Genomic DNA, 22,830 nt, shown 5'->3' on the forward strand with positions numbered 1-22,830 from the left:
CGTTCCGACCGGGTCAAGCCCCCAAGTGACCCGGCCGCGCCGCAGAGTGAGAACCCCGACCGTTCAAAACAGTGCAAAAACGGACGTACTTGAACGACTTTGTGCCGCTCAGTCCATTCTGCGCGCGCCGCCCAACAATCCGGTCTCGGCGTCCGTCGCCTGGGTCATCACGAATTGCCGGTCGCTCTGGGTGCACCACAGGGTCACGCCGTCCGCGAGCGTCGACAGCGCCTCGTACTCGTGGCGCGGGAGGCCCATGATGCGGCCGATCTGCGCGGCCTCGTCCGGGGAGACCCGCTGGACGCCGACCAGCGAGGACTTCTCCAGGAGGCGGGGCGCGACCGGACTCAGATACGGGAGCAGCGTCACGACCGACTGCCAGGGCGCCGACACGACACGGCCGCGCGGCGGCCGCATGCCGCAGTCGCGCACCACGACCACCGGGCTGCCCGCCGAGGCGCCCTGCGGCGGCACCCGGCCCACGTCGTGCAGCGAGACGCACGGCTGTCCGCCGCCCGCCGCCTGCGCGAGCGGGGTCCACGCCTGCGCGCGGCCGGTCTCGACGGCCACCCGCGCGCCCGTGGCGGCCGCGCGCAGCGCGAGCACCTGGGCGGTCCACAGGCCGCCGATGAGCGTGACGTCGTACGGGACGGGCCGGTTGATGCCGAGCACGGCCGGCCGGTTCTCGGCGTCCACGCCGATCACCACGCCGTCGTCACCGACGGGCAGGGCCAGCGCGTCGAGCTGGTCCAGGGGTACGGAGTGCCGGTCGCGGCGCGGCCCGACGAGCCCGAAACCGAAACGCGGTCGCCCGTCCCGCCCCGTACGCGCGGAAGAGCGCGCCGAGCGGGAGTCGCGGCGGGAGGACGACGGACCGGTAGGCGCCCCGGAACCCGACGACGTACCGAAGGAGGCGTGGGACATCAGCGCGCACCTCCCAGCGGCAGCGTCGCGAGCATGCCCGGCACCTGTTCGCGGTCGAGCCGCACCAGACCCGTCCGCACCCCGCGCGCCGCGCGCTCCAGTTCGTGCCGCGCCGCCACGAGTTCCTCGTCGCTGCGTCCGGTGATCCGTACGTGTCCGGTCACCGTCACCTCCTGCCGGTCCCCGCCGCTCAGCGTCAGGCTGAACGTCGTCGCGAGCGCGGGCAGCGAGGTCAGCAGGGCCACCAGCTGCGGCATCGAGGCGCCCGCGCTGCCGCCGGGACCGCCCAACTGGGGCCAGCGCCCCACCCAGTACGTCGTGTGCCGCCGGTCGTCGACCCGCCAGGTCCGCGCGGTCTCCTGCGTCCGCCGGGCCTGCGCCTGCCCCCGGCCCGCCTGCGCGATCGCCATCGGGCTCGCACAGGTCGACGTCGCGATCGCCGAGGTCAGCTCCTGCTCGGTCAGCACGCTCGCCGAGAACCCGGCGCCCGCGAGGCGGCTCGCCAGCTGGTCCGCCGCCCGCACCACGCACTTCTGCGCGCCCGTCATGCCGCCGCCGCGCGCGGCGACCGCCTCCGGGCACAGCTCGGGGTCGAGCTTGAGCGCGATCCAGGTGATCCGCACCGCGGGCGAACCCGTCTGCGCCTGGAGCGGCCCGTAGTTGCGCGCGGCCATCGACTGCGCCGGCAGGTGCGGAGCGGGAGCGGGCTGCGTGTGCTGCACGATCTGCGCCGACTCCAGCCGGATGCCGTCCACGCTCAGGACGTCCCGCACGAGCCCGACGGGCAGCGGCCGCGCCCCGCGGTCCGGCCGCAGCGCCGAGCCGTCCGACTCGACCCGCAGCACCGCGGTCAGGAAGGTGCCGTCGCCGATCATCCCGACCGGCCGCCGGTCGCGGTCGCTGTACGCGTACGTCCGCAGCGCCGGGTCGCACTCCACGACCGGCGCGAACCCCGGCTCCGTGCCCTCCGGCACCGCGAAGGACGCCGCCCGGCGCGACCGGGCGCGCAGCGCGAGGAAGGTGCCGAGCCACTCGGGCAGCGACCGCCGGTGACGGCGTACGAGCGCCAACAGGACGAGCACGACGGCGACGACGCCCGCGGGCACCAGCATCAGCCGGTCGACGACCCAGGCGACGGCGAGCAACGCCGCCGCCACCTCTATCAGTACGAGCTGTTGCAATCGGAACGAACCGAAGTGTCCGGGACGTGCCTGAAGCCTCGGTGAGACCGAGGAAACGGATCCCGTGGAAGGGGGTGCTGAAGCGGTGGCCGCGCCGGGCCGCGTCCGCGTCGCGGAAGCCATGATGGAGAATCCCCCTCAATTCGTCCCGATCGCCCTGGCCCGCCAGGGCTTTGGCGGCCGGATCACCCTACCCGCCCCACGAACCCCACGGGACAGCAGGCATAGTAGGGGGCCGGTCCGACAGCCGGGGCCCGGGTGTCACCTCCCCCGGACCCCGCGCGAAGACTGCGCCTGACGAGAATGGGGACTCATGGCATCGCGCCGGGACGAGCTGAACGCGTACACCTTTGCGAAGAAGCGCACGGTGGCGGCATTCCTCCAACCCTCGCCCTCCGGCACGGAGGAGGGGGCGCCGCGGCCGCTGCGTGCCATCATCCCCGGCCTCATCGTCGGCGCGCTGGTGATGGCGGGTTTCGGCGCCTGGGGCATGTTCAGCCCGCAGGCCCCCAAGGGCTGGGACACCCCCGGCACCCGGGTCATCGTCGGCAAGCAGTCGACGACCCGGTACGTCGTCCTGGAGACCGGCACGGGCAAGGACGCGAAGACACTGCTCCACCCCGTCCTCAACCTCGCCTCCGCCCGTCTGCTGCTCAACCCCGACCAGTTCCAGGTCGTGCAGGTCAGCGACAAGAAGCTCGACGAGGACAAGCAGCGCGGCCCGATCCTCGGCATCCCGTACGCCCCCGACCGGCTGCCCACCGCCGACGACGCGGGCACGGAGAAGCGCTGGGCCGTCTGCGAACAGCCCGGCGGCGGCAAGGGCGCCAGCGTCCAGAAGGCGACGTTCCTCTTCGCCCAGCGCGACATCCCGCGGACCGAGGACAAGAACAGGCTCGACGACGGGGAGGTCCTCTACGTCAAGGGCCAGAAGGGCGCGGCCCAGTTCCTCGTCGACCACACCGGCACCAAGTACCCGGTGAAGGCCGACCGCGCCGGACTGGTCAACGCCCTCTTCGGCCGCAAGCAGCCGCAGGCCGTCACCGACGACTGGCTCGCCACCCTGAAGACCGGCGACGCGATCGACTTCCCGAGCCTCGCGGGCATCGGAGGCAAGATCGGCGACCCCGCCGGCGTCCCCGGCAGCACGCTCAACGGGACCGAGGACCGCGTCGGCCTGGTGCTCCTCGCCCAGACCGGCTCCGGGCCCCAGCACTACGTCGTGCTGCCCGGCCGGGTCCAGCCCGTCTCCGCGTTCACCGCCTGGCTGCTCATCAGCTCCCCGGAGACCGGCGTCCTCGACATGGACGGCAAGCCCACCACCGTCGACGCCTCCTCCTTCGTCCCGGACCCCAAGGTCTTCAACGAGGACGTGCGCTGGCCGCAGCGGCAGACCGCCGAGGTCGTCAACTCCGGCACCGGCGACGGCGCCCGCGACACCGTGTGCAGCGTCCTCAACGACGTCGACGAGAAGGGCGAGACCACCCTCACCACCTGGGCCGGCACCGAGTACCCCGCCGAGATCACGGCCGGCGGCACCAGCACGTACGTCACCCCGGGCAGCGGCCTGCTCTACACCCAGGTCCAGGGCCAGAGCGGGCAGAAGGCGCCCCCCGGCTCGCTCTTCCTCGTCACCGACACCGGACTGCGCTACGCCGTCCAGGCCAACGGCGACAGCGACTCCGACCACTCCGAGATCGGCACCGGGAACCAGGAGAAGCAGACCGACGGACGCCCGGAACCCTCCGAGGCCCAGAAGCGTCTGGGCTACGAGAAGGTCATGCCGGTCCTCGTCCCGATCGAATGGTCGGAGTTCCTGTCGAAGGGCCCGCGACTCGACACCAACAGCGCGCGTCAGCCGCAGGGTTCCTAGGGGGTGGCACCGGTGACGACGACGTACCGCACGGCGGCCGCCCTGCTCACCGCCGCCACCCTGACGGGCCTGCTCGCGGCGCCCGCCGCCGCGGCGGCGCCCGGACCGGAGACGCTCCGACCGCAGACGCCCCGGCCGGAGGCCTGGGCGCTCGACGGCAGCGGCGAATGCACCTTCCCCATGAAGAAGCAGATCGAGGGCATCCCCTGGCCGCTCCAGCGGGTCCTCCTCGACGAGCTCTGGCAGCACACCAAGGGCAAGGGCGTACGGGTCGCCGTCATCGACACCGGGGTCGACGACGTCAACCCGCAGCTGCGCAAGGCCGTCGACGCCAAGGCGGGCAAGGACTTCCTCAAGCCCGACAAGAACAACCCCGGCTTCGGCGACGAGAAGCGCGGCAAGACCGACGGCACCGTCGACGAGGTCGGCCACGGCACCAAGGTCGCCGGCATCATCGCGGCCCGCCCCGCCAAGGGCACCGGCTTCGTCGGTCTCGCCCCCGAGGCGACGATCATCCCGATCCGCCAGAACGACGAGAAGAACAGCGGCAAGTCCGACACCATGGCCAAGGCGATCGACTGGGCCGTGGCCAAGGGCGCGGGCGTCATCAACATCTCGCAGGACACGACCCAGCCACTCGCCGCGGACTCGCCCATGGCCGTCTCCATCGCCAAGGCCATCGAGAAGGACGTCGTCGTCGTCGCCTCCGCCGGCAACGACGGCATGGACGGCAAGCTCAAGAAGACCTACCCGGCCGCGTTCCCCGGGGTCCTCGCCGTCGCCTCCTCCGACCGGAACAACGAACGGGCCGCCTTCTCCCAGGCCGGCACCTTCGTGGGCGTGGCCGCCCCCGGCGTCGACATCGTCTCCACCGTCCCCGGCGGCGGCCAGTGCGTCGACAACGGGACGAGCTTCTCCGCCCCGTACGTCGCCGGCGTCGCCGCCCTGCTCAAGGCCAGGTACCCCGACTGGTCCTCGGCCCAGATCGTCGCCCGGATCGAGCAGACCGCCGTCCGCTCCGTCAACGGCCGTGACAACTTCGTGGGCTGGGGCGTGGTCGACCCGCTGCGGGCGCTCGCCGACGTGCCGCCGGGGACGCCGCCCGCCACGCCCACGCCCGACCCGGGCCCGCCCAAGCCGCCGGCGCCCGAGCCGGCCCGTCTGGCGCTGTCGGAGACGCCCCAGGAGCGCTCCGAACGGCTCGCCACCTACACGTTGGGGATCGGCGGTGTGCTGGTGGCCGTGGTCGCCGGAACCGCCGTCGTGATCCGCGACAGCCGCCGCAGGAGGAGGGTTCGTTGAACCTCGTACCGGTCAAGTATCCGGTCCCTCCTTTGCAGTTGGAACTGCCGCCGCCAATGGCTAAAGTGACCGCGGGGGGCACGGCAGTGCGAACCCAGCACGGGGGCGGCATCAGAAGATTCCCGTCCGCATCACAACCGGGAGGCCCGACGGCCCGGCCGTCGACGCCACCGAAGGAAGAAGGGGCAAGATGTCGAAAGACCTGAACGTAACCAGTGCCGAACAAGTTCGGCTCGCAGGCCGGATCCAGGACTTCTCCGACGAGCTCCAGTCCCGCATCACCTCGCTCAACGGCGTGGTCGACCGCGTCCAGGCGGGCTGGCAGGGTGCTGCGAGCAAGGAGTACGACCGGGTCCAGAACGACCTGAACCAGCGCCTGCGCAGCATGCGCAACGAGCTCTCCAAGCTCGAGGAGATCATGCGCATGAGCGCCGACGGGTTCTCGCGCGAGGAGGAGGACCGTCTGCGGTCCTTCCGCACGATGGACGGCGCCGGCGGCGCCGGCGGCGGCGGCAACCAGAGCGCCATCCTCGGCGTCTGAGCCACCACCGGCTCGACCAGTCCTCCGCGCCACTCTCACTCCAGGAGTCATCACCATGACCACTGCGGTCAATTACGACACCGTGACGCAGGCGGCGGCCGACACCCGCCTGACCTCCACCACCCTCACCCAGAAGCTGGACGACCTCATGGCCGAGGTCAACCGCGTCGCCTCCAACTGGGAGGGTGAGGCCAAGATCGCGTACCGCGAGAGCCAGGACCGCCTGACCCGCGACATGGCCGGCATGAACCAGGACCTGGCGCGCATCGCCCAGCTCCTCGACGAGTCGGTCCAGGGTTACCAGGACACGGACAAGGGCAACGCCGCCCGCTTCCGTATGTGACATCCCGCGAACGCACGTGAGGGGGTGGCCCGTTCCGACGGGCCACCCCCTCACGCGTACCACCGGCTACCGCAGGTCGAACTCGCCGTCCCGGGCACCCAGGACGAACGCGTCCCACTCGGCCTTCGTGTAGCGCAGCACCGTCTCCTTGTCGAGAGACGAACGCATCGCCACCGCCCCCTCGGGCAGGTGCGCGATCTCCACGCGCTCCTCGTCCGGGCTGGTGCCCGGAGCGCCCTGCCACTCGACGCCGGAGATGTCGAGCGCGTACAGCTCGTCCTTCTGCCGCTGCTTCTCGGCGGCCAGGTCGCTGTCGGCGGTGCTGGCGTGTGCGTCGGTCATCGGCGCCTTCCCTTCGCGGTGGTACGACGGTCCCCTCCACAGTAGTGGGACCGCCGTACCGGGACGGCGGAAAATCCAGCCTCCGCCGTCCCCGCTCCGCTCAGTGCTGTTCCGGCAGCCAGCCCAGCTGCACCAGCGGCGACCCCCGCTTGCGCGAGACGAACGTGCCGCGGCCCGGAGGCATCGGCCTCGCCCGGACGTTGCTGAGGATGTCGCCCTCCTGCGGATCGCCGGAGAGGATCACGCCCTGCGCGCCCAGCTCCCTCATGCGCTGCATGAACGGCTCGTACATCGCCCGCGAGGCACCGGCCTGGTTGCGCGCCACGATGAAGCGGATGCCGACGTCCCGCGCGAACGGCAGGTTCTCGACGAGAACCGCCAGCGGATTGCCCGAGTTGGTGGCCACCAGCTCGAAGTCGTCGATCAGCACGAACAGTTGCGGACCGGTCCACCAGCTCCGGTCCCGCAGCTGCTGCGGCGTGATGTCCGGCTTGGGCGCCCGCTTCGTCATCACCGTGTTGATGGCGTCCATGTGCATCTGCATGGCCGAGGCCATCGGCGCGTACTCCAGGAGGTGCGAGGGCGCGACCGCCTCCAGCATCGTCCGCCGGTAGTCACCCACCACGATCCGCGCCTGCTCCGGCGTGTACCGCTCGCACAGCTGCTTGGCGATCAGCCGGAGCAGCGCCGTCTTGCCGGACTCGCTCTCACCGAAGACCAGGAAGAACGGATCCGACTCGAAGTCGACGAACACCGGCTCCAGGTTCGTCTCGTCGATGCCGATCGCGATGCCGTGCTGCGGGTACTCGAAGCCCTTCGGCAGCTGCTCCGCCGGCAGCCTGCGCGGCAGGAGCCGCACCGCCGGGGCCGGAGCAGCGGTCCAGCTCGCCCGCACGGCCTGCACGAACGCCGCCGTGCCGTCCGACAGGTCGGCGCCCGAGCTCGACCCGTCGATCCGCGGCAGCGCGCCCATGAAGTGCAGCTTCTCCGCCACCTGGCCGCGCCCCGGAACCCCGGTCGGCACGTTCGCCGCGACCTTGCGGTCGAACTCGGAGTCCATGACGTCACCGAGCCGCAGTTCGAGCCGGCCCAGCATCTGGTCCTTGAGGGCCGCCCGCACCTCCATGTACCGGGAGGCGGTGATGACCACGTGGATGCCGTAGCCCAGACCGCGCGCCGCGATGTCGGAGACGATCGGCTCCAGCGTGTCGTAGTCGTTGCGGAAACCGCCCCAGCCGTCCACGACCAGGAACACGTCGCCCCAGGCCTCGCCCGGCAGTTCGCCCGCGGCCCGCTTGCGCCGGTAGGTCGTCATCGAGTCGATGGAGTGCGAACGGAAGAACTCCTCCCGCCGGTTGAGAACCCCCAGCACCTCCGCGACCGTCCGCCGCACCCGCTCCGGGTCGAGCCGCGACGCCACCCCGCCGACGTGCGGCAGATCGGCCAGCGAGATCAGACCGCCACCACCGAAGTCCAGGCAGTAGAACTGCACTTCCGCCGGCGTGTGGGTGAGCGCGAACGAGGAGACGAGCGTCCGCATCAGCGTCGACTTGCCGGACTGCGGACCGCCCACCACCATCATGTGACCGGCCGCGCCGGAGAAGTCCCGGTACAGCACCTCACGCCGCTGCTCGAACGGCTTGTCGATGAGCCCGAGCGGCACCGTGAGCCCGCCCTGCCGCGTGTACTCCGTGGCCGTGAGCCCCCGGTCCGCCGTCTGCGCGAGCCCCGGAAGCAACTGGTCCAGCGAGGGCGCCTGGTCGAGCGGCGGCAGCCACACCTGGTGCGCCGGCACGCCCTGACCCTCCAGACGCCGCACGATCACGTCGAGGACCGTGTCCGCGAGCGCGTCGTCCTCCTCGGCGCGCTGCGCCCTCAGGTACGCCGGGTCCGGCGCCGCGTACACCACGGGCACCGGCGACGCCGTGAACAGCGCGGGCCGCCGCTCCACCGGCATGTGCCCGATCTCCAGACGCGGCCCGCCCGTCCGGTGCGTCCCCGAGACGTACGCCGCCTTGAAGCGGGTCATCTCGTCCGTACCGAACTTCAGGTAGCCCGAACCGGGCACCGAGGGCAGGTGGTACGCGTCCGGCACACCGATCGCCGTCCGCGACTCCGCCGCCGAGAAGGTCCGCAGACCGATCCGGTACGAGAGGTACGTGTCGAGGCCCCGCAGCTTGCCCTCCTCCAGGCGCTGCGAGGCGAGGAGCAGGTGCACGCCCAGCGACCGGCCGATGCGGCCGATCTGGATGAACATGTCGATGAAGTCCGGCTTGGCGGTGAGGAGCTCGGAGAACTCGTCGATCACCAGGACCAGCGAGGCCAGCGGCTCCAGCGGAGCACCCGCCGCCCGCGCCTTCTCGTAGTCGTGGATGTTGGCGTAGTTGCCCGCGGAACGCAGCAGCTCCTGACGCCGCTGCAACTCGCCGCGGATCGCGTCGCCCATGCGGTCGACCAGCGTCAGGTCGTCCGACAGGTTGGTGATGACCGCCGCCACGTGCGGCATCTGCGACATGCCCGCGAAGGTCGCACCGCCCTTGAAGTCCGCGAGGACGAAGTTCAGCGTCTCCGACGAGTGCGTCACCGCGAGACCGAGCACGAGCGTCCGCAGCAGCTCCGACTTGCCGGAACCCGTCGCGCCCACGCACAGACCGTGCGGACCCATGCCCTCCTGCGCGGCCTCCTTCAGGTCCAGCATGACCGGCTGGCCGTCCTCGCCGACGCCGATCGGCACGCGCAGCCGCTCGGCGACCGTCCGCGGCCGCCACGTCCGCGCCACGTCCACCGACTCCGCGTCCCCGAGGTTCAGCAGATCCGTGAAGTCCAGATTGGCGAGCAGCGGCTCGTCGTCGTCCCCGCCGCCCATCCGCAGCGGCGCCAGCTGCCGGGCCAGAGCCTCGGCCGCCGGCAGCGAGATGCCGTCCGGCGCCCCCTCGTACGCGAAGCCGCCGCCGAACTCCAGACTCAGCCGCCCCGGCCGCACCACCACGGAGAGACCGCCGCGCGGCTCGTCGAGCTCGCCCGAGACGACCTCCACGATCGTCACGCCCTGGAGCCCCTCGGCCGCCGCGAGCAGCGAGTCCGGCGGCACCATCCCGCCGTCCAGGACCACGACCACGTGCGGCTGGTCCAGCACCGGCTGGTTGTCCCGGGAGAACCGAGGCCGCCCGTCGAGCTTCGAACGGATCAGGTTCTCCAGCTCGCCGAGGTCGTCACCGAACAGCCGCTTCGTACCGGCCCCGTCGACCTGTCCGGGCACCTGCGTGTGCGGCAGCCACTTCGTCCAGTCCCACCGCTCCTGCGAAGCCCGCGCCGCGACCACCGCGAGCATCAGGTCGTCGGGGGAGTGCAGCGTCACCAGCTGCGCCACGAGCGCCCGGGCCACCGCCTGCGCCGACTCCGCCTCACCCGACACCGTCACGTGGTAGAACGCCCGCATCGAGACCGCCATCGGCAGCCCGTCCAACGTGCCGTGCACCGCCAGGAACTGCTGCATCGCGCCCGCGCACAGCGGCTCCAGCTCGTCCACCGGAGCCGTGTCCGGCGCCACGAGCGCCGTCGCCAGCTGCTGCGACCCGAGCCCGATCCGCGCCTGACCGAAGTCGTGGTCGCCCACCCGGCGCTCCCACACCCGCGAGCCCTCGGCCACGACCGACCACAGCTGCTCGGGGGAGGGGTGCAGATACAGCTGCGCGTCCCGCTGCTTGCGCGCCGTGCGCCGGACCGTACGCCGCGTCTGCGCGAGGTATTTGAGGTAGTCGCGGCGGACATCGGACATTTGCCCCTGCGTACCGCGACGGAATCTGACGAACTGGGCGACGGCCATCGCGACCGTCGACGCCAGCATCAGCACACCCATGATCCGCATGATCGGCGACGGCGTCATGAAGAAGAAGACCACCGAGGAACCCATGCCGAGCATCGGCAGGAGCTGCATCAACGCCGACTCCTGCTGCCCCCGCGGAAGTTCCGGCGGAGACTCCAGGACCAGTTCCTCACCGGGCACTTCCGGCGGAAGCGCCCTCGGCGGGCGTTTGACGACGATCTGGCTCACCGGCGCATCAATCCCTCGTAGGAGGCGGGCTCGTGGCGGGAGTTTCCGCGCCGGCACCCCAGTCGGCAGCCGGGCGCGCGGACTTCCCCCATGGGACGGCGATCCTACTTGCAGCCCCCACCGGCCGTCCCCGGTAGGGTGGCGCGCGCATCGTGCGCAACCGCGAATCAGGGGGTCCAGACACGTGAGTACGACCGCAGCGACCGGCTTCTGCCGCGTCACCGTCGTGGCGCCGGACAGCCGCATCGACGTCGCGCTCCCGGAGGACATCGCCGTCGCCGACGTCTACCCGGAGATCCTGCGGCTCACCGGGCAGACGCAAACGGCGGGCACCCCGACCGGCTACCACCTCGTCCGCCGCGACGGGTCCGTCCTCGACGGCGCCCGCACACTCGCCGCCCAGCAGGTCCTCGACGGCGAGGTGCTCTCCCTGCGCCCCTTCGCGCAGTCCCTGCCGCCGGCGGTCTACGACGACGTCTCCGACGCCGTCGCCTCCGCCGTCACCCGCGACCGGCACCTGTGGGGCGACGAGCTGCTCCGCGGCGCCGGCCTCCTCGGCGGCGTCCTGCTGCTCGTGCTCATGGGCTTCGTGCTCTGGTTCGCGGACCCGGTCCGCCACGACATGCACAGCCTGCCCGGCATCATCGCGGGCGCCGCCGGCCTGCTCCTCACCGCCTTCGCGGGCGTCCGCGCCCGCGTCTACGGCGACCGGGCCACCGCCGTCGCCCTCGGCCTCGGCGCGCTGCCCCTGCTGCTCATCGCGGGCTCCGGCATCATCGCCGCCGACCCCGGCGCGGGCCCCGGCCGCCTCCAGTTCCTGCTGGGCTGCGTCACCGTCCTCGTCGCCTCCGTGGCCCTCGTCGCCCTCACCCCCAGCGGAGACGCCCCCTTCGTCGCGGCGACCTTCCTCGCGACCGTGGGCACCCTCGCCACCTTCGTGATGATCCTCACCGAGAGCTCCGCGACGGAGACCGCGGCGGTCTGCGCCCCCGTCGCCATCGGCGTGGTCGCCTTCCTCCCCGGCCTCTCCGCCCGCTTCGCCCGGCTCCCCATCGGCTACGCGGCCCCGCGCAGCGCCGCCGACGACGAGTTCCTCGGCGACCCGCAGCAGCACCCGACGGACGACGAGGACCGGGCCGTCGACGGCGAGCGCATCGCCCTCCAGGCCCGCCGCGGCCACGAGATGCTCCTCGGCCTCGTCGGCGGCTGCGCGGCCGTCGTCGTCGGCTCCGCCGCCGTCCTCGGCTTCGCCGGAAACCTCTGGGGCCAGCTCCTCGCCCTCGCCGCGGGCCTCGCGATGCTGCTCCGCGCCCGCCTCTTCCGCTACACCTCGCAGGTCGCCTGCGTCCTGGTCGCCGGCATCGCCGCCATCGCGCTGCTCGTCCTCGGCCTCTCCCTCAACCCGCCGGTCGACCTGGTCAAGGACCTCCTGATGTACGGGGACCGCGGCGGCCTCGACATCCGGACGATCTGGCTCACCGCCTCCGTCGCCGCCGGCGCCGCGCTGATCACCGCCATCGGCCTGATCATCCCGAAGAAGGGCCTCTCGCCCTTCTGGGGCCGCCTCCTCGACCTCGCCGAGGGCTTCGTCCTCCTCTCCCTCGTCCCCCTCTGCCTCGCCGTCCTCGACGTCTTCATGGCGGTCCGCTCCCTCACCAGCAAGTAGGGACGGGCGGTAAAGGCGACGGGCCCGCTCCGCCGAACTGGTACGCTGTGTGACGGCCGTTTGTGTACGCGCTCCCGGAAAGCCCCCGACCTGCTCGGGAAGCCTCTGGAAGCTGCGCCCATCGGACCTTCGCCCGCCGAGTCACGGAAGCTTCCCCTGAGATCTAGACCAGGGGCACTCGCGGGCGCACGAAGACTAAGAGGAGATCAGCGTGGCTCTCGACGCCGCTGTCAAGAAGCAGATCATGACCGAGTTCGGCCAGAAGGAGGGCGACACCGGCTCTCCCGAGGTCCAGGTCGCCATGCTCTCCCGTCGCATCTCGGACCTGACCGAGCACCTCAAGCAGCACAAGCACGACCACCACTCCCGTCGTGGTCTGCTGATCCTGGTCGGCCAGCGCCGCCGCCTGCTGCAGTACTTGGCCAAGAAGGACATCCAGCGCTTCCGTGCCCTGGTCGACCGCCTCGGCATCCGCCGCGGTGCGGCCGGCGGCGCCAAGTAAGGACGCCGTGAAGGGAGCGGTTCCCACTTTCAGGGGGCCGCTCCCTTTGCTGTACGTGCACAAAGTGCACACAGGCACTTAGTCTGGTCGCACAACCCCATACGACGGACGAGCGAGGAGCCGCCTGCTCGCCGCCGGTCCTCGGTAGTGGCCCCCGGAAGATGCCGGGTGCTTCGATCGAAGACCGGCCCGCACCCAAGGCGCGTCTCTCCGCCCCGTCGACACCGTCCCCGGCCACACGGGCCCCGGACGCAAAGACGAACACGTAGGAGAAACCACTAGTGGAGAACGAGACCCACTACGCCGAGGCCGTCATCGACAACGGCACCTTCGGTACCCGCACCATCCGCTTCGAGACGGGCCGTCTCGCCAAGCAGGCCGCCGGCTCCGCCGTCGCCTACCTGGACGACGAGACGATGGTCCTCTCCGCGACCACCGCCTCGAAGAAGCCCAAGGACCAGCTGGACTTCTTCCCCCTGACGGTGGACGTCGAGGAGCGGCAGTACGCCGCCGGCAAGATCCCCGGCTCCTTCTTCCGCCGTGAGGGCCGCCCCTCCGAGGACGCGATCCTCACCTGCCGTCTGATCGACCGGCCGCTGCGCCCCTCCTTCAAGAAGGGCCTGCGCAACGAGATCCAGATCGTCGAGACGATCATGGCGCTCAACCCCGACCACCTGTACGACGTGGTCGCGATCAACGCCGCCTCCGCCTCCACGATCCTGGCGGGCCTGCCCTTCTCCGGCCCCATCGGCGCCACCCGTGTCGCCCTGATCAAGGGCCAGTGGGTCGCGTTCCCGACGCACACCGAGCTCGAGGACGCCGTCTTCGACATGGTCGTCGCCGGTCGCGTCCTGGAGGACGGCGACGTCGCGATCATGATGGTCGAGGCCGAGGCCACCGAGAAGACGATCGAGCTCGTCAAGGGCGGCGCCGAGGCGCCGACCGAGGAGGTCGTCGCCGCCGGTCTCGAGGCCGCGAAGCCCTTCATCAAGGCTCTCTGCAAGGCCCAGTCGGACCTCGCCGCCAAGGCCGCCAAGCCCACCGGCGAGTTCCCGGTCTTCCTGGACTACCAGGACGACGTCCTGGAGGCGCTGACCGCCGCCGTCAAGGGTGAGCTCACCAAGGCGCTCACCATCGCCGGCAAGCAGGACCGCGAGGCCGAGCTCGACCGGATCAAGGAGCTCGCCGCCGAGAAGCTCCTCCCGGCCTTCGAGGGCCGCGAGAAGGAGATCGCCGGTGCCTACCGCGCGCTGACCAAGAAGCTGGTCCGCGAGCGCGTCATCAAGGACAAGGTCCGCATCGACGGCCGTGGCCTGACGGACATCCGTACGCTCGCGGCCGAGGTCGAGGCCATCCCGCGCGTGCACGGCTCGGCGCTGTTCGAGCGTGGCGAGACCCAGATCCTGGGCGTCACCACCCTCAACATGCTCCGCATGGAGCAGCAGCTGGACACCCTCTCCCCGGTGACCCGCAAGCGCTACATGCACAACTACAACTTCCCGCCGTACTCCGTCGGCGAGACCGGCCGCGTGGGCTCGCCCAAGCGCCGTGAGATCGGCCACGGCGCGCTCGCCGAGCGCGCCATCGTGCCGGTCCTCCCGACCCGCGAGGAGTTCCCCTACGCGATCCGTCAGGTGTCCGAGGCCCTCGGCTCCAACGGCTCGACGTCCATGGGCTCGGTCTGCGCCTCGACCATGTCGCTGCTGAACGCCGGTGTGCCCCTGAAGGCCGCCGTCGCCGGTATCGCCATGGGCCTGATCTCCGAGGAGATCGACGGCAAGACGCACTACGTCGCCCTCACGGACATCCTCGGCGCCGAGGACGCGTTCGGCGACATGGACTTCAAGGTCGCCGGTACGAAGACCTTCGTCACCGCGCTCCAGCTCGACACCAAGCTCGACGGCATCCCCGCCTCGGTCCTGGCCGCCGCGCTGAAGCAGGCCCGTGACGCGCGTCTGCACATCCTCGACGTGATGAACGAGGCGATCGACGTTCCGGACGAGATGTCCCCGAACGCGCCGCGCATCATCACCGTCAAGATCCCGGTGGACAAGATCGGTGAGGTCATCGGCCCCAAGGGCAAGATGATCAACCAGATCCAGGAGGACACCGGCGCCGACATCACGATCGAGGACGACGGCACCATCTACATCGGTGCCCAGCAGGGCTCGCAGGCCGAGGCCGCCCGCGCCACGATCAACGCGATCGCCAACCCGACCATGCCGGAGGTCGGCGAGCGCTACCTGGGTACGGTCGTCAAGACCACCACCTTCGGTGCGTTCGTCTCCCTGATGCCCGGCAAGGACGGTCTGCTGCACATCTCGCAGATCCGCAAGCTCGCCGGTGGCAAGCGCGTGGAGAACGTCGAGGACGTGCTCGCGATCGGCTCCAAGGTCCAGGTCGAGATCGCCGAGATCGACCAGCGCGGCAAGCTGTCCCTGATCCCCGTCATCGCGGACGAGGACGGCGCTGACGCGAAGGACGACACCGACCAGTGACGTCCCGTAGTTCCGTGACGACGGCCCGCCCCTCTTCGGAGGGGCGGGCCGTCGCCCGTACCCAAACGCTTCTCCCGGGCAAGGACGGCATCGGCACGGTCCGGCGCACGACCCTCCCCGGCGGCCTCCGGATCGTCACCGAGACCCTCCCCTCCGTGCGCTCCGCCACCTTCGGCATCTGGGCCCACGTCGGCTCGCGGGACGAGACCCCGAGTCTCAACGGCGCGACCCACTACCTGGAGCACCTCCTCTTCAAGGGCACCCACAAGCGGTCCGCCCTCGACATCTCCTCCGCGATCGACGCGGTCGGCGGCGAGATGAACGCCTTCACGGCGAAGGAGTACACCTGCTACTACGCCCGGGTCCTCGACACCGACCTGCCGCTGGCGATCGACGTCGTCTGCGACATGCTCACCGGCGCTCTCGTCCTCGAAGAGGACGTGGACGCCGAGCGGGGAGTCATCCTCGAAGAGATCGCGATGACCGAGGACGACCCCGGCGACGTCGTGCACGACCTGTTCGCGCAGACGATGTTCGGCGACACCCCGCTGGGCCGCCCGGTCCTCGGCACCGTCGACACGGTCAACGCCCTCACCCGCGGCCAGATCGCCCGCTTCTACAAGAAGCACTACGACCCGACCCACCTGGTCGTCGCCGCCGCGGGCAACGTCGACCACGCCACGGTGGTACGCCAGGTCCGCCGCGCCTTCGAGAAGGCCGGCGCCCTGACCCGTACCGACGCCGTGCCCGTCGCCCCCCGCGACGGCCGGCGCACCCTCCGCACGGCGGGCCGCGTCGAGCACCTGAACCGCAGGACCGAGCAGGCCCACGTGGTTCTCGGCATGCCGGGACTTGCCCGCACCGACGAGCGCCGCTGGGCCCTCGGCGTGCTGAACACCGCCCTCGGCGGCGGCATGTCCTCCCGGCTCTTCCAGGAGGTCCGCGAGAAGCGCGGCCTGGCCTACAGCGTGTACTCGTACACCTCGGGCTTCGCCGACTGCGGCCTCTTCGGGGTGTACGCGGGCTGCCGCCCCAACCAGGTCCACGACGTGCTGCGGATCTGCCGGGACGAGCTCGACAAGGTCGCCTCCGAGGGCCTCACGGACGAGGAGATCGTCCGCGCCGTCGGCCAGCTCCGCGGCTCGACCGTCCTCGGCCTCGAGGACACCGGCGCCCTCATGAACCGCATCGGCAAGAGCGAGCTCTGCTGGGGCACCCAGATGTCGGTCGACGACATGCTCACCCGGATCGCCGAGGTCACCCCGGACGACGTCCGGGCCGTCGCCCGCGATGTACTGGACCAGCGGCCCTCCCTGTCGGTGATAGGACCGCTGAAGGACAAGCAGGCGGACCGCCTCCATCAAGCGGTCTCCTGATACCGAGCCCTTTTAAGGAAGATCAATGAGCAAGCTGCGCGTGGCGGTCCTCGGAGCCCAGGGCCGTATCGGCTCCGAGGCGGTCAGGGCCGTCGAGGCCGCCGAGGACATGGAACTGGTCGCCGCCCTCGGCCGGGGCGACAAGCTGGAGACGCTCACCGAGGCGGGCACCCAGGTCGTCGTCGAGCTGACCACCCCCGGCTCGGTGATGGACAACCTCGACTTCTGCGTGCGCCACGGCATCCACGCGGTCGTCGGCACCACCGGCTGGACCGAGGAGCGCCTCGCGCAGCTGCGGACCTGGCTCGCGGCCTCTCCGGAGACCGGTGTCCTCATCGCGCCGAACTTCTCCATCGGCGCGGTCCTCACCATGAAGTTCGCCCAGATCGCGGCCCCGTACTTCGAGTCGGTCGAGGTCGTCGAGCTGCACCACCCGCACAAGGTGGACGCCCCCTCGGGCACCGCCACCCGTACCGCTCAGCTGATCGCCGCGGCCCGCGCCGGGGCCGGGCTCGGCGCCCAGCCGGACTCCACCGCGACGGGCCTCGAAGGGGCCCGCGGCGCCGACGTCGACGGCGTCCGCGTCCACTCCGTACGCCTGTCGGGTCTCCTCGCCCACCAGGAGGTCCTGCTGGGCGGCGAGGGCGAGACCCTCACGGTCCGCCACGACTCGCTGCACCACTCCAGCTTCATGCCGGGCATCCTCCTGGGCGCCCGCCGCGTGACCACCGCCCCGGGCCTCACCTTCGGCCTGGAACACTTCCTGGACCTGGGCTGACGGCGATGGGCGGAAAGATCACGTACGTCTTCCTCGCCACCGTCCTCGTCCTCGTCTTCGGCGTGGTGGCGATGGAGGGCGTGCTCCTGCTCCTGACGGGCGAGCCGGCGGCCATGGGCATGGGCGCGGTGGCGTTCCTGCTGCCGGCCGTGGGCGGCTGGTTCCTCTGGCAGAACACCCGGTTCGCCCGGCGGGCGGGCCGCCTCGCCACCGAGCTGGAGGCGGAGGGCGGCCTGCCCGTCGACGAGCTGAAGCGCACCGAGGGCGGCCGGATCGACCGCGACTCGGCCGACGAGGTCTTCGCCCGGCGCAAGGCCGAGACGGAGGACACCCCGGAGGACTGGCGCTGCTGGTTCCGGCTCGCGGTCGCCTACCACGACGCCCGCGACACCCCGAGGGCCCGCAAGGCGATGCAGCGGGCCATCGCCCTCCACGAGGGACGTACGGTCAGCGCGTAGCGGCCGGGACGACGCCGTACTCGGCGTTCCAGGCCTCGACCGTGTCGGCCGCGCGGTCGAAGGCCTCGACGCGGGAGAGGAAGTCGGCACTGTGGTCGGTGAGCAGCAGCAGCTGCTCACCACCCTGCCGGCCGAGCACCAGGGCCTGGCCCTGGACGGTGCGGGGGAGTCCCAGCCAGCGCACCGGCTGCTGCACGGTCCGTACGGACGTCACCTTCGCCCACGGCACGGTGACGGTCCGCAGGAAGCCCACGCGCCGCACCCCGGCCCGGCTCACCCAGGTGCCCACGCGGAGCATCCGCAGCGAGGCGAGGATCACGAGCACGGCGATCACGAGCGTCACCGCGGCGGCGCCGAAGCCCCCGGCGGCGACGATGATCACGGCGGCGAGCAGCACGAACGAGGCCAGCAGCAGCGCCAGCGCCGCGGCTCCGACACGCCACGACCCCGGCCTGTACGGACGACGCCACTGATCGTGGTCGTCGAACGGCAGGGCGACGTGGTCGGTCGTGTCAAAAGCACGGTCGGCCGTCAGGAAGGGCAGGGGCACGACAGTTCCTCACTCACAAGCACGCTCGAAGGGGCAGTGCCCGGTGAGGCTACCTCAGCGGTTGTCGGAGGCTTCGGACTGCTGCTGATGAGTGGCGGCGTCCCCCGACTGGAGCGAGGGCATCCCGAAGATCAGCGACCCGGCGAGCCCGGCCACGACGGTCAGTCCGATCAGGGTACGACCCACGATCTGCGAGGCGCTGAGGCGCTCCCGGGGTGGCGGAGTGACGTTACTGCGGAAGTGGTCGGCCTCCGCGACGAACGCGAACGGTACGGCCTCTCTCCGGCGGAACATCAGGGCCACTCTCCTCTGTCGTCGTGTCTGCCTTCGTGGTGCTTCACCGGTACAGACGAGAGAACCGACGCTTTGGTGCCCTATTTCACCAAAGCGGCCGAATCTCATCCTCGGGTAGGACGTCGTCGGGATGACGTGAGGACGTCGTTAGAGTGGGCGCTGCAACAGCCGACTGGAAGGACCGCTGGTGACCGACACCCCCACCGAGAACGTGAAGATCGACTTCCGGAGCGACGTCACCGTTGATCTGGTCAAGAACGCGGCGAGCGACTCCGACGTCCTCTGGGCGGCGCGTGTGTCCACGGCGGGGGAGCAGTCCCTCGAAGAGCTCCAGAAGGACCCGGAGCGCTCCAAGGGCCTGATCAACTACCTGATGCGGGACCGCCACGGCAGCCCGTTCGAGCACAACTCGATGACGTTCTTCATCAGCGCCCCGATCTTCGTGTTCCGTGAGTTCATGCGGCACCGCGTCGGCTGGTCGTACAACGAGGAATCGGGCCGCTACAGGGAGCTCCAGCCGGTCTTCTACGTCCCGGACACCTCCCGCAAGCTGGTCCAGGAGGGGCGCCCCGGCAAGTACGTCTTCGTCGAGGGCACCCAGGAGCAGCACGACGTGGTCAGCCGGACGATGGAGGAGTCGTACCGAACGGCCTACGCCACCTACCAGGAGATGCTGGCCGCCGGCGTCGCCCGCGAGGTCGCCCGTTCCGTCCTCCCCGTCGGCCTCTTCTCCTCGATGTACGCCACGTGCAACGCGCGCTCGCTCATGCACTTCCTGGGCCTGCGCACCCAGCACGAGCTGGCCGCGGTCCCGTCCTTCCCGCAGCGGGAGATCGAGATGGTCGGCGAGAAGATGGAGGAGCACTGGGCCCGGCTGATGCCGCTGACCCACGCCGCCTTCAACAAGAACGGCCGTGTGGCCCCGTAGGGCACACATGTCCGAGCCACTCGCACGAAGTGTCCGTATTGCGGCGTTTCACGAAGTTCATCTAGGCTGATCAAACGGACCCGGCACTGCCTGAACCCCCGAGCAGGCAGTGCCGGGCTCCTCTTCTTCCTGTCCCCCTCAGGGACACCCGGCGCTGAGCAGCGAGTAGCGTGTTACCCATGGCTCCGATCTCCACTCCGCAGACCCCCTTCGGGCGGGTCCTCACCGCCATGGTCACGCCCTTCACGGCGGACGGCGCACTCGACCTCGACGGTGCCCAGCGACTGGCCACCCATCTGGTGGACGCAGGCAACGACGGCCTCGTCGTCAACGGCACCACCGGCGAGTCCCCCACCACCAGCGACGCGGAGAAATCGGAGCTGGTACGAGCTGTGCTGGAGGCGGTCGGAGACCGCGCGCACATCGTGGCCGGCATCGGCACCAACGACACGCACCACTCCCTCGAACTGGCCCGTACCGCGGAGCGCGACGGCGCCCACGGCCTGCTCGCCGTGACGCCGTACTACAACAAGCCCTCGCAGGAGGGCCTCTACCGGCACTTCTCGGCCATCGCCGACGCCACCGAGCTCCCGGTCATGCTCTACGACATCCCCGGCCGCAGCGGCGTCCCGATCGACACCGAGACGATCGTCCGCCTCGCCGAGCACCCCCGGATCGTCGCCAACAAGGACGCCAAGGGCGACCTCGGCCGCGCCAGCTGGGCCATCGCCCGCTCCGGCCTCGCCTGGTACTCCGGCGACGACATGCTCAACCTGCCGCTGCTCTCCGTGGGCGCCTGCGGCTTCGTCTCGGTCGTCGGCCACATCGTCACCCCCGACCTCCGCGCCCTCCTCGACGCCCACCTGGGCGGCGAGGTCCAGAAGGCCATCGAGATCCACCAGAAGCTGCTCCCGGTCTACACCGGCATGTTCCGCACCCAGGGCGTCATGACCACCAAGGCCGCCCTCGCCCTCCAGGGCCTCCCGGCCGGCCCGCTGCGCCTCCCGCTCGTGGAGCTCTCCGCCGAGGAGACCGAGCAGCTCAAGGTCGACCTGGCCGCCGGCGGGGTAGAACTCTGACAACGGACTTCACAACTGAACACTGACAACAGCAAGTGCACGAATGTCATGCGCGCCACGTGCCCGAACGGCACGTGGCGCGCGTGGTGAGGAGAGTCTTTTGAGTCATCCGCATCCTGAACTCGGCGCTCCGCCGAAGCTCCCGAAGGGCGCCCTGCGCGTCACCCCGCTCGGCGGGCTCGGCGAGATCGGCCGGAACATGACGGTCTTCGAGTTCGACGGCCGTCTGCTCATCGTCGACTGCGGCGTCCTCTTCCCCGAAGAGGAGCAGCCGGGCGTCGACCTGATCCTGCCCGACTTCACCATCATCCGGGACCGCCTCGACGACATCGAGGGGATCGTGCTCACGCACGGCCACGAGGACCACATCGGTGCCGTCCCCTACCTGCTCCGGCTCAAGCCGGACATCCCGCTCATCGGCTCCAAGCTGACCCTCGCGCTGATCGAGGCCAAGCTCCAGGAGCACCGCATCCGCCCCTACACCCTTGAGGTGAAGGAGGGCGACCGGGAGATCCTGGGTTCGTTCGACTGCGAGTTCATCGCGGTCAACCACTCCATCCCGGACGCGCTCGCGGTGGCCATCCGCACCCCCGCGGGCATGGCCGTCGCCACGGGCGACTTCAAGATGGACCAGCTCCCGCTGGACGGCCGTCTCACCGACCTCCACGCGTTCGCGCGTCTGAGCGAGGAAGGCATCGACCTCCTTCTCTCGGACTCCACGAACGCCGAGGTCCCGGGCTTCGTCCCGCCGGAGAAGGACATCTCCAACGTCCTGCGCACGGTCTTCGCGAACGCCCAGAAGCGCATCATCGTGGCCAGCTTCGCCAGCCACGTGCACCGCATCCAGCAGATCCTCGACGCCGCCCACGAGTACGGCCGCCGGGTCGCCTTCGTCGGCCGCTCGATGGTCCGCAACATGGGCATCGCCCGTGACCTGGGCTACCTCCGCGTCCCGGCCGGCCTCGTCGTCGACGTGAAGACCCTCGACGACCTGCCGGACGACGAGGTCGTGCTGGTCTGCACGGGTTCGCAGGGCGAGCCGATGGCTGCCCTGTCCCGCATGGCCAACCGCGACCACCAGATCCGGATCGTCCCGGGCGACACGGTCATCCTGGCCTCGTCCCTCATCCCGGGCAACGAGAACGCGGTCTACCGCGTGATCAACGGCCTGACCCGCTGGGGCGCGAACGTCGTCCACAAGGGCAACGCCAAGGTCCACGTCTCGGGCCACGCCTCGGCCGGCGAGCTGCTGTACTTCTACAACATCTGCCGCCCGAAGAACCTCATGCCGGTCCACGGCGAATGGCGCCACCTGCGCGCCAACGCCGAGCTCGGCGCGATGACGGGTATCCCCAAGGACCACATCGTCATCGCCGAGGACGGCGTCGTCGTCGACCTCATCGACGGCAAGGCCAAGATCGTCGGCAAGGTCCAGGCGGGTTACGTGTACGTGGACGGCCTCTCGGTCGGCGACGTCACCGAGGCCCACCTCAAGGACCGCCGGATCCTCGGCGACGAGGGCATCATCTCGGTCTTCGTGGTCGTGGACTCCTCGACCGGCAAGATCGTGAGCGGCCCGAACATCCACGCCCGCGGCTCCGGCATCGAGGACTCGGCCTTCGACGCCGTGATCCCCAAGGTCGACCAGGTCCTGAACAAGTCGGCCCAGGACGGCGTCGTCGAACCCCACCAGCTCCAGCAGCTGATCCGCCGCACCGTCGGCAAGTGGGTCTCCGACACCTACCGCAGGCGCCCGATGATCCTCCCGGTCGTCGTCGAGGTCTGAGCCTGACCAGCGCCACACCGGAGCGGGGCCCCTCGATTTGCATCGGGGCGCCCCGCTCCAGTACGTTTACGGCTCCGCCAGACCGGGAAGCCCCGGCGCCGTCGTGCGCCAGAACGGGTGAACGGGAGGCGGAAATACCGACTCAGAACTTCTGATAAAGTCGGAACCGCCGAAAGGCCCCCGGAGTGAAAACAAAAGGGACCGGAAAGCGCCGAGGAAATCGGATCGAAAAGATCTGATAGGCTTCGGAACGAAGGGAAAAGCCCGGAGGAAAGCCCGAGAGGGTGAGTACAAAGGAAGCGTCCGTTCCTTGAGAACTCAACAGCGTGCCAAAAATCAACGCCAGATTAGTTGA

General features: G+C 70.5%; 20 protein-coding genes. 13 read left to right on the forward strand and 7 right to left on the reverse strand.

Going from position 1 to position 22,830, the window contains the following annotated elements; genetic code table 11:
• Positions 1–108: 108 nt before the first annotated feature.
• Positions 109–924, reverse strand: a complete 816-nt coding sequence (locus ACZ6K0_RS08520) for a hypothetical protein (RefSeq protein ID WP_469227498.1) — start codon at positions 922–924, stop codon at positions 109–111.
• Positions 924–2,228: a type VII secretion protein EccE gene (eccE, locus tag ACZ6K0_RS08525; RefSeq protein WP_469227497.1), complete on the reverse strand. Its 1,305-nt coding sequence runs from the start codon at positions 2,226–2,228 to the stop codon at positions 924–926. Before eccE ends, ACZ6K0_RS08520 begins: the two co-directional genes overlap by 1 nt.
• A 190-nt stretch (positions 2,229–2,418) precedes the next feature.
• On the opposite strand from eccE, the gene eccB reads away from it, so the two are divergent.
• From eccB to ACZ6K0_RS08545, 4 genes are all read left to right on the forward strand, one after another.
• The gene (gene eccB, locus ACZ6K0_RS08530) at positions 2,419–3,978 is read left to right on the forward strand and encodes a type VII secretion protein EccB (RefSeq protein ID WP_469227496.1); all 1,560 of its coding nucleotides are present in this window, start codon (positions 2,419–2,421) and stop codon (positions 3,976–3,978) included.
• Positions 3,979–3,990: 12 nt separating this feature from the next.
• Entirely contained in the window at positions 3,991–5,280 is a 1,290-nt protein-coding gene (gene mycP / locus ACZ6K0_RS08535; RefSeq protein ID WP_376409759.1) for a type VII secretion-associated serine protease mycosin, read from the forward strand.
• A gap of 190 nt (positions 5,281–5,470) precedes the next feature.
• Positions 5,471–5,821 (forward strand): WXG100 family type VII secretion target, encoded by a 351-nt coding sequence (locus ACZ6K0_RS08540; protein ID WP_376409761.1) that lies wholly within the window; start codon positions 5,471–5,473, stop codon positions 5,819–5,821.
• Between the two features lie 55 nt (positions 5,822–5,876).
• Positions 5,877–6,164 (forward strand): WXG100 family type VII secretion target, encoded by a 288-nt coding sequence (locus ACZ6K0_RS08545; RefSeq protein ID WP_376409764.1) that lies wholly within the window; start codon positions 5,877–5,879, stop codon positions 6,162–6,164.
• Positions 6,165–6,230: 66 nt separating this feature from the next.
• On the opposite strand, the gene ACZ6K0_RS08550 is transcribed toward ACZ6K0_RS08545, so the two are convergent.
• Positions 6,231–6,506 (reverse strand): DUF397 domain-containing protein, encoded by a 276-nt coding sequence (locus ACZ6K0_RS08550; RefSeq protein WP_376409767.1) that lies wholly within the window; start codon positions 6,504–6,506, stop codon positions 6,231–6,233.
• Positions 6,507–6,606: 100 nt separating this feature from the next.
• Positions 6,607–10,560 carry a type VII secretion protein EccCa gene (eccCa, locus tag ACZ6K0_RS08555; protein ID WP_376409770.1) on the reverse strand — a complete coding sequence of 1,318 codons (3,954 nt, stop codon included), beginning with the start codon at positions 10,558–10,560 and terminating at the stop codon, positions 6,607–6,609.
• Between the two features lie 184 nt (positions 10,561–10,744).
• On the opposite strand from eccCa, the gene eccD reads away from it, so the two are divergent.
• The 6 genes from eccD to ACZ6K0_RS08585 all read left to right on the forward strand — a co-directional run bounded on the left by eccD (position 10,745) and on the right by ACZ6K0_RS08585 (position 17,838).
• A complete protein-coding gene (gene eccD, locus ACZ6K0_RS08560; RefSeq protein ID WP_376409773.1) occupies positions 10,745–12,226 on the forward strand; it encodes a type VII secretion integral membrane protein EccD in 1,482 nt (493 codons plus the stop codon).
• Between the two features lie 211 nt (positions 12,227–12,437).
• A complete protein-coding gene (rpsO, locus tag ACZ6K0_RS08565; RefSeq protein ID WP_024758243.1) occupies positions 12,438–12,728 on the forward strand; it encodes a 30S ribosomal protein S15 in 291 nt (96 codons plus the stop codon).
• A 281-nt stretch (positions 12,729–13,009) separates the two neighbouring features.
• Entirely contained in the window at positions 13,010–15,226 is a 2,217-nt protein-coding gene (locus ACZ6K0_RS08570) for a polyribonucleotide nucleotidyltransferase (RefSeq protein ID WP_376409777.1), read from the forward strand.
• Positions 15,223–16,602, forward strand: coding sequence for a M16 family metallopeptidase (locus ACZ6K0_RS08575; RefSeq protein ID WP_376409780.1), 1,380 nt, complete (start codon positions 15,223–15,225; stop codon positions 16,600–16,602). The genes ACZ6K0_RS08570 and ACZ6K0_RS08575 overlap by 4 nt, the downstream gene beginning before the upstream one ends.
• A 25-nt stretch (positions 16,603–16,627) precedes the next feature.
• On the forward strand, positions 16,628–17,380 hold the full coding sequence (gene dapB, locus ACZ6K0_RS08580; protein ID WP_469227495.1) for a 4-hydroxy-tetrahydrodipicolinate reductase: 753 nt from the start codon (positions 16,628–16,630) through the stop codon (positions 17,378–17,380).
• 5 nt (positions 17,381–17,385) lie between these two features.
• Positions 17,386–17,838, forward strand: a complete 453-nt coding sequence (locus ACZ6K0_RS08585) for a hypothetical protein (RefSeq protein WP_376409786.1) — start codon at positions 17,386–17,388, stop codon at positions 17,836–17,838.
• On the opposite strand, the gene ACZ6K0_RS08590 is transcribed toward ACZ6K0_RS08585, so the two are convergent.
• The gene (locus ACZ6K0_RS08590; RefSeq protein WP_376409789.1) at positions 17,828–18,388 is read right to left on the reverse strand and encodes a hypothetical protein; all 561 of its coding nucleotides are present in this window, start codon (positions 18,386–18,388) and stop codon (positions 17,828–17,830) included. The two genes, ACZ6K0_RS08585 and ACZ6K0_RS08590, sit on opposite strands and share 11 nt — an antisense overlap.
• A 54-nt stretch (positions 18,389–18,442) precedes the next feature.
• The gene (locus ACZ6K0_RS08595; RefSeq protein WP_150265503.1) at positions 18,443–18,682 is read right to left on the reverse strand and encodes a hypothetical protein; all 240 of its coding nucleotides are present in this window, start codon (positions 18,680–18,682) and stop codon (positions 18,443–18,445) included.
• Between the two features lie 187 nt (positions 18,683–18,869).
• Between ACZ6K0_RS08595 and thyX the strand changes: the two genes are divergently transcribed.
• From thyX to ACZ6K0_RS08610, 3 genes are all read left to right on the forward strand, one after another.
• Positions 18,870–19,610: an FAD-dependent thymidylate synthase gene (gene thyX / locus ACZ6K0_RS08600; RefSeq protein ID WP_376409792.1), complete on the forward strand. Its 741-nt coding sequence runs from the start codon at positions 18,870–18,872 to the stop codon at positions 19,608–19,610.
• Between the two features lie 179 nt (positions 19,611–19,789).
• Positions 19,790–20,689, forward strand: a complete 900-nt coding sequence (dapA, locus tag ACZ6K0_RS08605) for a 4-hydroxy-tetrahydrodipicolinate synthase (protein ID WP_376409795.1) — start codon at positions 19,790–19,792, stop codon at positions 20,687–20,689.
• Positions 20,690–20,789: 100 nt separating this feature from the next.
• A complete protein-coding gene (locus ACZ6K0_RS08610) occupies positions 20,790–22,475 on the forward strand; it encodes a ribonuclease J (protein WP_376409798.1) in 1,686 nt (561 codons plus the stop codon).
• Positions 22,476–22,617: 142 nt separating this feature from the next.
• On the opposite strand, the gene ACZ6K0_RS08615 is transcribed toward ACZ6K0_RS08610, so the two are convergent.
• Positions 22,618–22,830, reverse strand: a 213-nt coding sequence (locus ACZ6K0_RS08615; protein WP_469227494.1) for a hypothetical protein, incomplete at its 5' end; no start/stop codon positions are given.

Source organism: Streptomyces sp. NPDC042346 (assembly GCF_055581845.1).